We start from the raw sequence: 14,388 nt of genomic DNA on the forward strand, positions 1-14,388 counted from the left end.
CAAAATTCCCCTTTTAGTTAAAATAGGATCCTACTCAATTCGTGTGCGATTTCTGGATGCGCTTCGTTAAATACAAACTTGTTGGTCTTGGAAAACGTTTACCACCTCCTAAAACAACGTTTTCCTCAACTTCAGTAATATGTACTCCATCACTGAGTCGCTATGGAATTCTTACTTCCTACTAAACTAGTATAATATTCATCAATGTTAATCGACTGGCCCTGGTTTACCCTGGACTCTTCCGCTGCAAAAGCCATAAGATGGCTTCTGACAGATGCCGATACAGAAGAAACGCTATGCTCATTGCTTCCGAATTGAATTTCCCTCAGGAACGTCCTGACGATCGCATTATCTCCGCCGCCATGGCCGCTAGTTGGGTTATCCAAATGAATAACAGTTTCATGCTTTGTCAGGAAATCATAGATGGAAATGCTGTTTTCCTCCATATTCCCGCGAATTTCTCCCTTTGTCCCCATGATCTGGACAATTCTTGTTTGTTCCCTCGTGAACCCACACATGCTGAACGTTGCTGTCGCTCCGCCTTCAAACTCCATATTGACCACTTGATGATCAACAACATTGTTATCGGATTGATAAACGCATTTACCATAAGGCGTTTCATACAGTGCTTTGACGATGCCTTCATTCGTATGGTCTTCAGTGAATTTTTTTGCCCAGCCCCTGCCCTCGCCGAGGTAGTACCTTCCTGCGTGGTATGGGCATTCCAGCTCTGCCGGACATCCGTCCAAGCATCTTTTCGGCGCGCCAGCCGGAGCGTTTTCCTGCTTAAAATGCATGAGCGAACCAAACGAGCTAATGCGCTTACATTCCTTATCCAAAATAAAAGAGATAATATCCATATCATGACAGGACTTCTGAAGAATCATCGGGCTCGATTTCTCTTTATTATTCCAATTGCCCCGGACAAAGCTATGGGACATGTGCATGTATTCCACATTTTCATTTAGTTGCACCGAGGCAATCTCACCGATTTCCCCTTTCGATATCACCTTTTTAATCGTGGACCAAAAGTCGGTATATCTTAGAACGTGGCAGATGGTAAGATGGCGATTATACTTTTTCGCGGCTTGCTCCATCAAAATACACTCCAGTGGATTCGGGGACATTGGTTTTTCCAGCAAAACATGGTAACCCATTTCCAAAGCTCTCATCGTCGGCTTGAAATGATTTTGGTCCATCGTGCAAATAATTGCAATATCAGCAATTTTCTTGTCTTGATTAAGTGCCTCTTCCCATGAGATATAGCAATTTTCATCTGGAATTTGGTGCGTCTGCTGCAATTTTATCCTTCTCTCCGGATTCGGTTCTGCGACTCCGACAATTTGCAACTCATTTGGGTAAGCCAGCGCATAAGGGGCATAAGCTCTCGCTCCCCTGTCACCCGCTCCCACGACAATAGCTGTCATCGTATTCATCTTTATCCTCCTCTAATAATGGGTGGCCAGATTGCCGGCCGGATGGTTTTCCGGAAAATAGCCAAACGTTTTCCAGAAGCTTTTAAAAAAAGGAACCCACTAAGTGGTTCGTTTATATTGGGATGATTCACGAATCACTAATTTATATGGCAGGATCAGCTTCATTGGAAGCGTGACTACCCCTTCGACCATTTCCATAATCGTCTTTGCCGCCATTTTGCCTATTTCATACTTTGGAATGTCGACAGTTGAAAGTGGCGGTGAAGAATAGTTGCTCATTTCAATATTATCTACTCCAAAGAAGGCAATATCTTCAGGAACTCTTAGCTGGTTTTCCACAGCTGCCCTCATGGCTGCAATCGCCATCATATCACTCGCGCAAACCATCGCTGTCGGCAAATGTGCTGAACTCTTCTTAATCAGCTGATTCATTTCCCGGTAGCTATTATCCATTTTCCACTTTGAATTCAAGATCCACTCCGGACGGATAACCAGACCGGCTTCCATCATGGCAGCCTGATATCCTTTAAAGCGATATTCGGCATGCAGGTCTTCGTAGTTACTGTTAACGCCTCCGCCAATAAACCCGATGTCTTGATGTCCGCAGGCCAGAAGATGGCGGACCACCTCTTTTATAGCTTCCTCACGGTCATAATCAACAATCGCAACATTCTTATCGGAATAGAAGAAGTCTAATCCAACGAGCGGAATGTTCTGCTGGATATATCCAAGCAGACTATCATCGATTTTGTCGATGACAAGAAGCCCTTCAATCCCAAGATCGTGAATCGTTTTTAAAAGGAGCGCTTCATTCTCAAGTTCATCCTTTGTTATGCTGATCAAGGTATAATCATTTTCCGATAATGTATCACGTATTCCCGTATAAATACTTGCAAAATAGGGATTCGTTTCAGCTTGTTTCGGATTGGCTACCCAGCCAATTTTCATTGTTCTCGTTTCACTCTTCTGTTGTTTGTTCTTCACTAAATTCCGGGCGTGTTGATTGGGCACATAGCCTAACTCTTTTACCGCCTCCCAAATCTTAGTTTTCGTTTCCTGATTAACGTTTCGGGTTTGATCATTTTGGATCACCCTTGAAACAGTGGATATGGAAACTCCTACGTATTCCGCAATATCCTTCAATCTGACCATCAAAAAGCTCCTCTAGCCATGAACTTGTACAAAATATTTTGACACTTCACATTAAAACGAATATAGCACTCATTCTAAATACATGTCAATTGCTAATGAAAAAACAGAGGACGGTTCTGCCCCTTCTTTCGACACTCTAAAGAAGCGTTGGAACCGTCCCTGTATCACTTATTTATTTTTTTGTTATCCTTGATTGTTGATTTCCACTCCGGGGACATGCTTTCCGCGTGGCGAAGCATCTACCTGAATCAACTTCATGAGAAACATCCATGAATTGGCTTCTTGCAGCTTTGCGACGAGCTGAAGGTTCGCTTCCCCGAATAGTCTGTGGCGCAGGAGCAGTCTTTTTGAAGCCTCCTCGGCATCCTAGACGCCTGTTTGTCCAGCTGCACAGGGAAGGCGTCGGCAGCATAGACTCACGCACGAAGAAAAAGCGATAGCACTAGGAAAGCTTCCATGAGAAACATTGTACGAGATTATGCGTTAGCATAATGGAGGATTTTCGAGGAGCGCCTAGCCCCTCGAGGTCGCTTCCGCTTTTCGAGGGGTCTCCACGTGCCGCTGCATCCCGCCGGAGTCAGTCCCCTCCGTTCCTATCACCTTCTTGAAAATCAACATTCCCCTTTAACTGAGCTATTTTTAAAACGGCCCATAATTAATTAGGTAGGCGATCATGACAAAGACGATGGCGACTGCGTATTGCATGAGCAGGAGCGGCGCGAGCCATTTCAGCCAGCGAATGTAGGAGACTCCTACGAGGGTGACGCCTGCTACTGCCACTCCGGGTATGATGAGATTCATGATGCCATCGCCAAAGGTGAAGATGAGTACGGCGGTTTGCCGGGTTATCCCGACAATATCCGATAACGGCGCCATAATGGGCATCGTCAGGGCGGCCATGCCGCTCCCGGAAGGAACGACAATGTGAAGAAGAGAGTCAAAGAACATCATGCCGATAGCTGTTAATGAATGCGGCAAATGTTCTATTATCGATGCCGCATAATAGAGAATCGTATCCATAACATGTCCTTCATTCAGGACAATCACAATTGCCCTGGCAAAACCAATAATCAGCGCCCCGTATAAAATGGATTGCGCACCTTTCAGGAATTCTTCCACAATCCGATTCGAATTAAATCCGGCAATCATGCCGACGATAATGCCAAGCACGAGAAACATACCAGCTATTTCATTAATAAACCAGTTGAATTGGATGACTCCGATTGAAATGATGAGCAAATTGAGTACAAAGCAAACTAAAATAATCTTTTGTTTTGCTTCCAGTTTTATATCCGACAACAGCAGTTTTTCGATTTCGCTCTGTTCTATTGACCCATATTCGCCCAGCGAAGGGTTACGTTTAACTTTCATCGCATATCGATACACGAATGTGACGGATACCGCGTACATCACAACAAAGGCGCACAAACGAAGCCCCATTCCTGAAAAAGGAGGCAGCCCGGCGATTTCCTGGGCAATGCCCACGGTAAAGGGATTCATGATGGCTGAAGTAAAGCCGGCAGAAACACCGACAAAAACAATCCCCAGGCCGGTAAGAACATCGTATCCTAATGAAATCATCAACGGTGCGATAATGAGAAGATACGGCAGAGTTTCTTCGAACATGCCAAGCAAAGAACCAAGCAGGGCAAAAAATAGCATTAAGCCAGGAATTAATATTTTTTCCTTGTTCCCTAATTTTTTTATGACAGTCATAATCAGAGCCTCAATCGCGCCGGTTGAATTGATGATGCCATAAACGCCGCCAATGATTATGACAAAGAACATAATCGACGCCGCATCAACCATGCCTAATGGGATGCTGCTAATGATGTCCAGAAACCCTAATGGCGGGGAGTCTATGAAATGAAAAGAGGCAGGATCCACTACACTTCTACCGCCTATCGTTTCCCTTACATATTCTCCGGAAGGCAAAATATAAGTCAAAATAATGCAAAGGCCTAGTAAGACCAATAATAGGACAAAAATATTGATTTCTTTCATCTTTTTTTTCGGTTTTTTTACATGCTTCTGTGAGTCCCCAGTTGTACCAATGCTTTTCATCATTTTCTCCTCCAAAGAACATGAGTAACCATTGCCTTTTCCTTGCTGCCAACCATGAATCCCTAATCTTCATTCTGTTATTTTTGTATTAAAGATTTTAGATAACGAATAAATGAATCGTAATAATCCTTTAAATACTGATTTTCCAATGTTGTCTTTTGAGTCACAAGTTTAACAGGAACATTCGAGTTGAATTCCTGCAAAATGACGTACCTTTCCCTGTCGTATTTTAAATCCCTTTCAAAAAGGAAGGACCCTCCAAGCCCCAGGAAGTGCCCGTTTTTAACCCCCTGGTAAATGACCTCATCGCTTTCACAATGGATTACTTTATTATTGATTAGGCGCCTTTTTATTATCCCCCTATAGATAAAGCTCGCTTTTCTATCAGTTAAAACCGGGATTTGATCAATCGCCATATGATGGGATAAGGCATAATCAATCGTTTTTTTTGATGCAATTAAATATAAATTTTCGTAGCCAAGGCAATAGCTTTCAAAATCTGTCGAGACCTCCCTCCCAATAACAATTCCGAAATCAAGCTGGTTATGTTCAAGTTTATAAATCGTCTCGTCGCTGCTGCCGGAGATCAATTCATAGGAGAAAGAGGCTGATTCTCTTTTAAAGTCCTGAATATGCGGAAGGAATAATGAATATAAAAATTGATCCAGCCCTCCCAGGCGGATTTTTATTTGATTCTCTTTAGTAGATTTAATTTCAGAGGAAAGGAAGTACATGTCTTTTAAAAGCACAAGTGAGTATTTATACAGGATCTTTCCGTACTTAGTGAGCTCCCGCTTTCCTTGGCTTTTTTTGAAAAGGGGAATGCCCATATCAGTCTCAAGCTGCATTAAGTGTTTACTGATTGTTGGCTGGGTATAATTCAGCTTTTTAGCTGCCTGTGATAAGTTTTCTGTTTCAACAACCATTCTAAAAGTTTCTAAATGCTTAAGATTGATCATTAAATTCTCACTCCCAGTATCCACTTATACTATAGGTGTTTTTATTTTAAGACATGGAATGCTCAGTTGTTATCAATATGTTTTATACACAGTATTCCACATTGGAATATTTTTTAATTATTATGCTCGTATAATTGGCATTGTGAAAGCAAAACTAAGTTGAAAAACTTGAGGAGGAATAAAAATGGAAAAAAAGGCTTTTAAATTTAGAATGCCTTCTTCTTATGCCATTTTGTTTGCAATTATTTTAGTTGTAGCAATATTGACTTGGGTCGTTCCTGCTGGCCAATATCAAACAGATGACAGCGGAAATCTCATTCCAGGCACTTATAAAGTTATCAAATCCCATCCACAAGGATTGTGGGATGTTGCAAAAGCTCCGATTGAAGGTATGCTCGGCAATGATAAAACCGGCGGGGCTATTCCAGTTTCGTTATTCATTTTAGTCATTGGAGGATTTCTGGGCATTGTGAATAAAACAAAGGCCCTTGACAACGGAATCGGCTCCATTTTGAAAAAATACCAAGGTAAAGAGAAAAAGTTAATCGTTATCCTAATGATTTTATTCTCTTTAGGCGGAACCATCTATGGAATGGCTGAAGAAACACTGGCCTTTTATCCGCTGCTTATTGCGATTATGGTAAGCATAGGCTTGGATACGATTGTGGCCGTTGCGACAATCTTAATTGCCACCACAGTAGGTGTGCTTGCCTCAACTGTTAACCCGTTCGCGACCGGCGTGGCTGCTCAAGCTGCCGGTATTTCCCCTGGAGAAGGGTTAATCTGGAGGATCGCGCTCTACCTGATCTTAGTGACCGTTGCTATTTTTTACGTGTATCGGTATGCGGCAAAAATTGAAAAGAATCCAGAAAAATCATATGTCTACGCTAACCGCGAAGCAGACATCCATAAATATAAGCTCCAGAGTGTTGATTATAAAGTAACGAAATCGCAGAAAAGGGTATTGTGGCTCTTTATTCTAACTTTTGCTGTCATGATCCTTGGGCTCGTGCCTTGGAGCAGTATTAATAAAGATTGGACGTTCTTTGCCACATTTACGAATTGGTTCAAAGGCATTCCATTCCTCGGCAATTTCGTAGGACAGGATATTACACCATTTGGTGATTGGTACTTTACCGAAATCACCCTGCTATTCATGGTCATGGCCGTTATTGTTGGACTGGCTGCTGGGATGAATGAATCTGAAGTAGTCGATACATTTGTCGATGGCGCAAGAGATATGGTGAAAATTGCCTTTATCGTTGCGATTGCAAGAGGAATTCAAGTAGTAATGAACGATGGCTATATGACGGCTACCCTGCTGCATTTTGGCGAAGAGAATTTAAGTAATCTGCCGCCTGTATTATTCAGTATTATTACGTATATTTTCTATATCCCAATGAGTTTGCTTATTTACTCCACCTCAGGCCTCGCTTCCGCAACGATGGGGGTTATGAGCGGCTTAGGCGACTTTGTCGGGGTGCCGAAGCACATCATCATTATGGCCTTCCAGGCAGGGAACGGAACAGTGAATTTATTCAGCCCGACTTCCGCACTTGTCATGGCTGTTCTCGGGATGACAAATATTCCATTGGGAACTTGGTTCAAGTTTATTAGCAAGTTTTTAATCATCGTATTTGTGATTGTTTGTGCATTTTTGGCACTTGTTACCTTTATCACAGCTTAAAGAGGAGGATATGGGATGAAAACATTAAATGAATTAAAGGACCTTTTTTTAAAAGAAGTTTCAGAAATAAAAGGAACCGCATTTGATTTCAACTATGATCTTGCCGAGCACCCTGAAATCTCCGGCCAGGAATTTGAGACGGTAAAAAAAATATTTGCCATTTTGGACAACAATAACATTAAGTTTGAAAAGGAATTGGCCGGTTTGCCAACAGCATTCAGAGCCACTATTAAAGAGGCTCCCAATTCCGACGTCAAAATAGGGATAATCATGGAATTCGATGCCCTGCCAGAAGTGGGACATGCCTGCGGACACTCCGCTAGCGGAAGCATCAGCTTACTTTCAGCCCTTGCTTTAGCGAGATTAAACGAAGAATTAGATGCAAATATAGATTTAATCGGTACACCGGACGAGGAAGTGGCCGGCCGTAAAATCGATCTTGCAAACCAAGGGTATTTCAATGATTATAATTTTGTAATAATGATTCATATGAATTCGCAAGTTACCTACCCATCTTTACAATTTCTAGCCTTATCCGATATGGAAATGAACTTTACCGGGGCTACAGCCCATGCATCCGCTTCTCCTTGGGAAGGCAGAAACGCTCTGAATGGAGCCATGTTAGCCCTGCACGGCATGGACATGCTCCGCCAGCATGTGAAAACAGATACCCGTATTTCCAGCATCATCACTAGGGGCGGAGAATCAACAAACGTTGTCCCAGGCAAAGCCCAGGTACAAACTGTAATGAGGAGCAGCAGCCGCGCTTATTTGGATGAAGTGATTAAAAAGGTGAAAAACTGTGCGGACGGAGCGGCTTTAGCTACTGAAACACAAGTGGAGTATCATCCTATTAATGCGGATTTTGCAGATATGAAATTGAACGAACCTGGCATTGAAGCCATCCGGTCAGTAATGAGAGAGCTGAATATTCCTTTTGAGGAAGACGATAAATCGATGTTGGGAAGCTCCGATATCGGAAACGTCAGCCATGTTTGCCCTGCGTTTCACCCAATGCTGGCAATAACAGATAAATATCTTCCACTTCATTCAAAAGAATTTGCGGATGTAATGAAGTCAGACCACATTAAAGAAGTCATTGAAAACGGCGCTAAAATCATCGGTTTCTTCATCTTAACAGCCTTAAAAGAACCAGGGCTGTTGGACAAAATCAAAACCGATTTCGGAAAAAATAATAACTAGTTAGTGGAAGCCTTTATCGTCAGTTCGATAGAGGCTTCTCTTTTGCCTTGCTGGACGTACGATGCAAAAGGACGGTTCTTCCCCTACTATCGACACCCGAAAGTAGCGTTGGAACCGTCCCTGTATCCCTGTATCTCTATTTCTTCAGAAAGTATTCGCCGTCGCCTTCAATAATTTTGTAGCCTGCTTTAGGCGGGAGGTAGAAGGTGAGCGGGCTTTTGGTGTTTCTAGTCACAGCCTCACGGAGCTTTCTGGCTTTGTGCAGCCTCTGGATGAACATATTTGCTTTCATGTCCAGGTCGATCGTATGGCCGTAGCTCATGTGCACCCGGGTTAAATGGGTATCTAGAGGCTCAATGTCCAGAATATGCATGAGCGACAGCCAGCAGCAATCATGCCTTCCATAAGCCTTCGTCGGAATCAGATAAATCCCCAGGGCGGAATTGATTGTCAGTGGCAGCATATACTGCTCCTTCCCAAGCAAATACCTCGAGCCATCAATTGCTCCACGCAGGCTGAACCCCATTTTTTGCAAAGTAAAATGAATAATTTTCAATGGGGGCTGGACGACAACGAGCTGGTCATCGCCATCAATCACCTTTGCTTCCTTATTGCCATTTTCATCATAGTCTTCAATTAAACAAACCGTATTTTCATGAATTAAATACTGTGGCAATTTTTCCATTCTAGCTCTCCCTCAATTTGCAATATTTTCAATAAGGGGTATACTAACATTGTGTTGGTATACCCAATACCTGAGCCCCCGGGGATATGTTTTCGAAGACGGTTCCCGTGGGTTTCCGCTTTTTTTGCTTTCCTGTCCTTACAAAAAACATCCTCCGTTATGTACTACCGAGCTGCCCTCCGTTTATAGATTAAATACCCTCCTGCCTCCTTTCAATCAATATTATGAATAATAAATATTTGGAAGTAAAATCAATATTTAGAAAATAATTCAACTTCATTCACGGCACTTCTCAGTCGCCCCTAACATTTCCCACATCACGCTTGTCAACACCACACTATATCTGTATACTATTTCTTCCCTCGCTCTTTTTCCCAAAATTATCCTCGTACATGGATATATTTTTACACCTTCACCAATTAAACGCACAATAAATTCTTTATTAAGAAATTTTGACAACTTTTTGTAAATTTCGACCAGTTTTCACAAAATGTTCAGTACTACACATATTCAATAAAAAATGCCTGTAAACACTGTAAATACAGCATTTTAGGCCTCATTAAATTCCCTGCTAACAGCTTTTTCACCAGCAAAATATAAAAATCCTTACCCTGCTATTTAACAACAATGTTTATTAAACTCACACTGTCAATGTTCAATTTCCCAGGCCATTTAATCTCAATATCTTCCCTGCCTCACCGTTTTCCCCGCCCGGAATACACTGAAAAAAGGAATCTTTTTAAAAACAAGGGGCGAAGCTTGTGAGACTAAAAGAACTTGCTGTATTGTTCGCGTTGGCAGCTTTGTTTGGGTCATCCTTCCTATTCGTGCGGATTGCCTCTCCCGCCATCGGCCCTTACTTGACCACCCACGGACGGGCCGCATTTGCCGCACTCGGCTTGCTGGCCATAGCCCTACTTTTCCGGAAACCAATCGATCTTAAACTGCGCTGGAAGCAGTACTTCATCATCGGCGCCCTGAATTCAGCCATACCCTTTACTCTCGTTTCCCTGGCAGCCCTCCATTTGAACGCGTCCTTATTAGCCATCATCAACGCCATGGTTCCCTTCTTCACTGCAATCGCTGTCTGGGCTTGGTTGAAGGAAAAACTCACTTTTGCAAAAAGCGCGGGAATCCTCCTTGGATTGATTGGTGTCGTCATCACAGTCGGCTGGAGTCCAGTAGAACCCTCCCTTGAGGTATTTTTGGCATGTCTCTGCTCCTTGCTTTCGACGATTTCCTATGCCTTCGGAGGTGTATATGCTAAAAAAACTTTTAAGGACAGCTCGCCATTCGCGGTTTCAACCGGACAGCTGATAGGCGCCACAATCCTATTAATCCCGATCACCGTGGTTGGCTTCCCGGCACAACCGCTGGCCATCAGCCCGGCCGTTTTGTACTCGGTCCTCGGCGTCGCCATCTTCTCAACCGCCTTGGGCTACGTCCTCTATTACTATCTGATCAAAAACGTTGGTCCAACCAAGACGGTAACTGTCACCTTCCTCATCCCGCCCTTCGGCATGGTTTGGGGCGCCATCTTTCTCAATGAACAAATCACCGCCGGAATGATCGCCGGCCTGCTCATCATCCTCGGCAGCCTCGCCCTCATCACAGGCATCGGCAAAAAAAGAAGCAGGGACTAAGCTCCCTGCTTCCGAAAGTTCTCTATATTCATCCAAAGCGAAAACCTGGACAACCCCAAAGAATAGGTCCGCCCCCCTTCCGGCAAAAGAAAAACCTTCCGCGGGGCACTCTATCCCGGTTGCCGAGGCTCCCGCCATCCTCGAAACCTTCTTTGCTTCGAGTAACCGCCGCTCCGTTACCGGTTGGTTCCTTTTTCACCCGCGACGGGCTTAGAGGTCGGTTCTATTCGACCGTAGAGGAATTTTCCGAGCGATGAGATCGGTTCTATTCGACCATAGAGAAGTTTTCCGACCGCTACGGTCGTTGAGACTGATTCTCTGTGACCGTTTGAATCCTTTCTCACCCGCGAAGGGCTTAGAGACAACTTCTCTGTTACCGTTTGAATCCTTTCTCATCCGCAACGGGCTTAGAGACCGCTGCTCTGTGACAGGTTGGATACTTTCTCACCCGCGAAGGGCTTAGAGACCGAGCTTGATCAGGTCTTCTCCCGAGAACAGGTTATTTTTCCCGCCCCAGCTCCACTGCTGAGGTTTTGTTGGCGTCGAATGATGAAATTCTGAATTGCAGTGTAAAGTCTTCGAATTTGCATCGATATTTCTCCAGCTGGTCCTGTCCGCAGGAATTGCTGCCGAGGCCGTTCTGTTTGTAATCGATATTCAAGACCACATAATCGCGCGGCTTCAGATCAATGGTGTGCTTAGCCAGTTCCAAATCACTGACTTCATACCTTGAAGCGCTGAAATCAAACGTCTCGTCCGCAACGACAATCAGACCGTTTGCCTCATCGTCTGTAAAGCTGACCCAGTCACAGTCAGAACGGTTGCCGTTTTCCTGCGGCATCACATAATTCGTAAACAGCTCATCAACAGTTTTCCGGTATACACCCAAATGATTGGCCTCTTTCGAATCCACATAGCTTTCGCCAGGGCCGCGGCCGCGCCACTGGGCAGCATTGAACTCCTTCGACAAGCGCATATTCACACCAAGGCGGGGAATCATGACAGGCGCATTTTCCTTCATTCCTGAAGCAACACCGTCGATCCGGCAGTCAATATCGCCATCTGGATAAATGCTGTAGAAGTACTTCAGCTTGTAATGCCAGGAGCTATTCGTGGTCCCGTAGAGGGCATCCGTCTGCCATGTAAACACGCCGTCTTTTACCTCATAATGGACACCTTCAACAATCTCATGGCCCAAATGCATGAAATATTTCGTGCGGTAGTCCGTTACATAGTACATATCGTTATCAATCGGAGCACGCCAGAAATTAAAGCGCGGACCGCTTTCAATCTCAATATGCCCGTTCCTTACTACCTCTGTAATTGCTCCACGAACCGCGTCAAACGTGACGCTGAAACCCGGACCGCTGACAGTGACGAAAGCGCCTTTTTCCGACACTTGGAGTTCACCGCCGGCATGAAACTTTGGCTGGCGTTCCTTGCCTGGGAGCACAAATGAAGCGTTGGCCAGTTCATGGCCCATAGGTGCCCAAGGTGTATCTTCCTTCAAAGTATAGGAGAAGACAAAGTAATACTTCGCACCGGCAATCTTGTCCAGATCCTGTCCGACAGGAAGCTGAATTTCCGCCGTTCCGCGCCCTGCGATGTGCGGCAACTCTACGTTAAACGTGTTCAGAACTTGATCGTCCTCATACAGGGTACACGTTAATTCCAGATGATCAAGCGAAAGGAAATCATAGCGGTTAATCAAGCGGAACAGGCCTTTTTCAATATCAACGGCCTCTGTTTGGACCGGCTCGATTACCTTTTTATACTCAAATAGTGACGGGGATGGCGTTCCATCCGGCATGATCAAGCCATCGATGCAGAAGTTGCCATTGGTCGGATCGTCACCAAAATCCCCGCCATAGCGGTAATACACCGTTCCATCCTCTGCGACTGTTTCAATCCCATGATCGAACCATTCCCAAATGAAGCCGCCTTGCAGCTTATCATACTTGTAAAATAAATCCTGGTATTCTTTTAAGTTGCCGGGGCCATTCCCCATCGCATGCGCGTATTCGCATAGAATATGAGGCTTCTTCGACTTTTCGATCACTTTTGCCATGGTCAGCCTGTCATCCTGGCGTTCGAGCCATGTATACATCGTGCTGTAAACATCAGTAACCTCGGCTTCGAAATCTCCTTCGTAATGGACAAGGCGTGTTGGATCCATTTCCTTCGTCCGTTTTGCCATCATACGGAAATTATGGCCAAAAGATGATTCATTCCCGAGTGACCACATAATGATACATGGATGGTTCTTGTCGCGTTCAATCATTCGTTCCATCCTTGATACGTACGCCAATTCCCACTGTGGGTCATCGCTGATCCATTTATAGTTTCCAGTCAATTCAAACCCGTGGCATTCGAGATCCGCTTCATCAATTACATACATGCCGTATTGATCACAAAGGTCATATAAATAATGAGCGTTCGGATAATGCGCCGTCCGGACCGCATTGATATTGTTTTGCTTCATTGTAATAATATCGCGTTCGATTTCTGCTTTCGTGACGACACGCCCGGTTTTAGGGTTGTAATCATGGCGGTTCACACCCTTGAACTTGATCGCCACGCCGTTCACAAGGAAGGTTTCACCCGCCATCACAATCGTACGGAAGCCGACATGCTGCTGGACTACTTCAATCGTCTTACCGGAAGCATCTTTCACAGTCATATAAAGATGATATAAGTTCGGTTCCTCAGCGCTCCACTTTAATGGCGCTTCAACAAGCTTTGAGAACGGTTCGTCAGCCTTTTGCTCCTCGCTGAAAACCACTTCCCCGCCTGGGCTGACTAGTTCATAGGCAATTGTCTGGCCACTCTGTTCTGTCAGCTTTGCCGAGACAGATAGAGTTGCATTTTGATAGCCGGAATCAAGTTCCGTTTTCACCATATAGTCATAGAGCCCGGCAACCGGCCTTGTGTAAAGCTCGACATCACGGAAAATTCCGCTCAGCCACCACATATCCTGGTCTTCGATATACGTTCCGTCAGACCATTGGAAGACACGGACAACCAAAGTATTTTTGCCTGGGCGGCAAAGGCCAGTCAGATCGAATTCAGCTTGCAGCCTCGCGCCTTTGCTGTAGCCGGCAAACTCGCCATTGACATATAACTCGTACGCTGAATCCACGCCATTGAAACGAAGGATCAATTGTTCGCCTTCAAGGCTGCGGTCCAATTCAAATTCACGGCGGTAAATCCCTGTCGGATTATCCGTCGGCACGCGCGGCGGGATAATCGGAAAGTTATACCAAAGGTCGGAATAATGCATTTTCCCATAGCCCTGCAGCTGCCAGTTGCCAGGAACCGCGATATCATCCCAGTTGGCGGTCTCATATTCTTCGGCATAAAAGCCTTCCGGCGAATATTCCGGGGCATCAAGGAAAAGGAACTTCCATGTGCCGTTCAGGCATTGATAGAAATGGCTTTTGCCAGCGTCCCCAGTCTCTGCCGCAACACGCGAAGGGAAACTGGTAAAATGCGCCCTCGGTTCCATCCGATTTATTCCGTCTGTATGAATGTCTTCCCATCTTTTAAGCTTTTTCATAAC

At 44.7% G+C, this 14,388-nt stretch carries 9 protein-coding genes; 3 read left to right on the plus strand and 6 right to left on the minus strand.

All coding sequences use genetic code 11. The annotated features are described in order from the left end of the window. Positions 1 to 149: 149 nt before the first annotated feature. From BN1002_RS16845 to BN1002_RS16860, 4 genes are all read right to left on the minus strand, one after another. Complete coding sequence (locus tag BN1002_RS16845) at positions 150 to 1,436, minus strand: Gfo/Idh/MocA family protein (RefSeq protein WP_048826695.1); 1,287 nt, start codon at positions 1,434 to 1,436, stop codon at positions 150 to 152. 99 nt (positions 1,437 to 1,535) lie between these two features. Further along, the gene (locus tag BN1002_RS16850) at positions 1,536 to 2,588 is read right to left on the minus strand and encodes a LacI family DNA-binding transcriptional regulator (RefSeq protein WP_048826696.1); all 1,053 of its coding nucleotides are present in this window, start codon (positions 2,586 to 2,588) and stop codon (positions 1,536 to 1,538) included. A 639-nt stretch (positions 2,589 to 3,227) separates the two neighbouring features. Then, on the minus strand, positions 3,228 to 4,652 hold the full coding sequence (locus BN1002_RS16855; protein ID WP_048826697.1) for a YfcC family protein: 1,425 nt from the start codon (positions 4,650 to 4,652) through the stop codon (positions 3,228 to 3,230). Between the two features lie 77 nt (positions 4,653 to 4,729). Next, positions 4,730 to 5,611 (minus strand): LysR family transcriptional regulator, encoded by an 882-nt coding sequence (locus BN1002_RS16860; protein ID WP_048826698.1) that lies wholly within the window; start codon positions 5,609 to 5,611, stop codon positions 4,730 to 4,732. A 184-nt stretch (positions 5,612 to 5,795) separates the two neighbouring features. Here BN1002_RS16860 and BN1002_RS16865 point away from each other — a divergent pair, with 184 nt between their 5' ends. Together BN1002_RS16865 and BN1002_RS16870 are read left to right on the plus strand one after the other, a co-directional pair. Beyond that, entirely contained in the window at positions 5,796 to 7,298 is a 1,503-nt protein-coding gene (locus BN1002_RS16865) for a YfcC family protein (protein ID WP_048826699.1), read from the plus strand. 15 nt (positions 7,299 to 7,313) lie between these two features. After that, complete coding sequence (locus BN1002_RS16870; RefSeq protein ID WP_048826700.1) at positions 7,314 to 8,501, plus strand: amidohydrolase; 1,188 nt, start codon at positions 7,314 to 7,316, stop codon at positions 8,499 to 8,501. A gap of 136 nt (positions 8,502 to 8,637) precedes the next feature. Here the strand turns inward: BN1002_RS16870 and BN1002_RS16875 are convergent, their stop codons facing one another. Next, positions 8,638 to 9,186: a competence protein ComK gene (locus BN1002_RS16875; protein ID WP_048826701.1), complete on the minus strand. Its 549-nt coding sequence runs from the start codon at positions 9,184 to 9,186 to the stop codon at positions 8,638 to 8,640. 761 nt (positions 9,187 to 9,947) lie between these two features. Here BN1002_RS16875 and BN1002_RS23415 point away from each other — a divergent pair. Continuing rightward, entirely contained in the window at positions 9,948 to 10,829 is an 882-nt protein-coding gene (locus BN1002_RS23415) for a DMT family transporter (RefSeq protein ID WP_082036275.1), read from the plus strand. A gap of 499 nt (positions 10,830 to 11,328) precedes the next feature. On the opposite strand, the gene ebgA is transcribed toward BN1002_RS23415, so the two are convergent. Beyond that, a complete protein-coding gene (ebgA, locus tag BN1002_RS16895) occupies positions 11,329 to 14,385 on the minus strand; it encodes a beta-galactosidase subunit alpha (protein ID WP_048826705.1) in 3,057 nt (1,018 codons plus the stop codon). Positions 14,386 to 14,388 lie beyond the last annotated feature (3 nt).

It is taken from the genome of Bacillus sp. B-jedd (assembly GCF_000821085.1).
GTDB lineage: Bacteria > Bacillota > Bacilli > Bacillales > Cytobacillaceae > Bacillus_D.

Bases quoted from the DNA above. Each gene is read 5' to 3' on its own strand.
- BN1002_RS16860 (WP_048826698.1), bottom strand. From the start codon at position 5,611: ATGATCAATCTTAAGCATTTAGAAACTTTTAGAATGGTTGTTGAAACA.
- BN1002_RS16845 (WP_048826695.1), bottom strand. From the start codon at position 1,436: ATGAATACGATGACAGCTATTGTCGTGGGAGCGGGTGACAGGGGAGCG.
- BN1002_RS16855 (WP_048826697.1), bottom strand. From the start codon at position 4,652: ATGAAAAGCATTGGTACAACTGGGGACTCACAGAAGCATGTAAAAAAA.
- ebgA (WP_048826705.1), bottom strand. From the start codon at position 14,385: ATGAAAAAGCTTAAAAGATGGGAAGACATTCATACAGACGGAATAAAT.
- BN1002_RS16875 (WP_048826701.1), bottom strand. From the start codon at position 9,186: ATGGAAAAATTGCCACAGTATTTAATTCATGAAAATACGGTTTGTTTA.
- BN1002_RS16870 (WP_048826700.1), top strand. From the start codon at position 7,314: ATGAAAACATTAAATGAATTAAAGGACCTTTTTTTAAAAGAAGTTTCA.
- BN1002_RS16865 (WP_048826699.1), top strand. From the start codon at position 5,796: ATGGAAAAAAAGGCTTTTAAATTTAGAATGCCTTCTTCTTATGCCATT.
- BN1002_RS16850 (WP_048826696.1), bottom strand. From the start codon at position 2,588: ATGGTCAGATTGAAGGATATTGCGGAATACGTAGGAGTTTCCATATCC.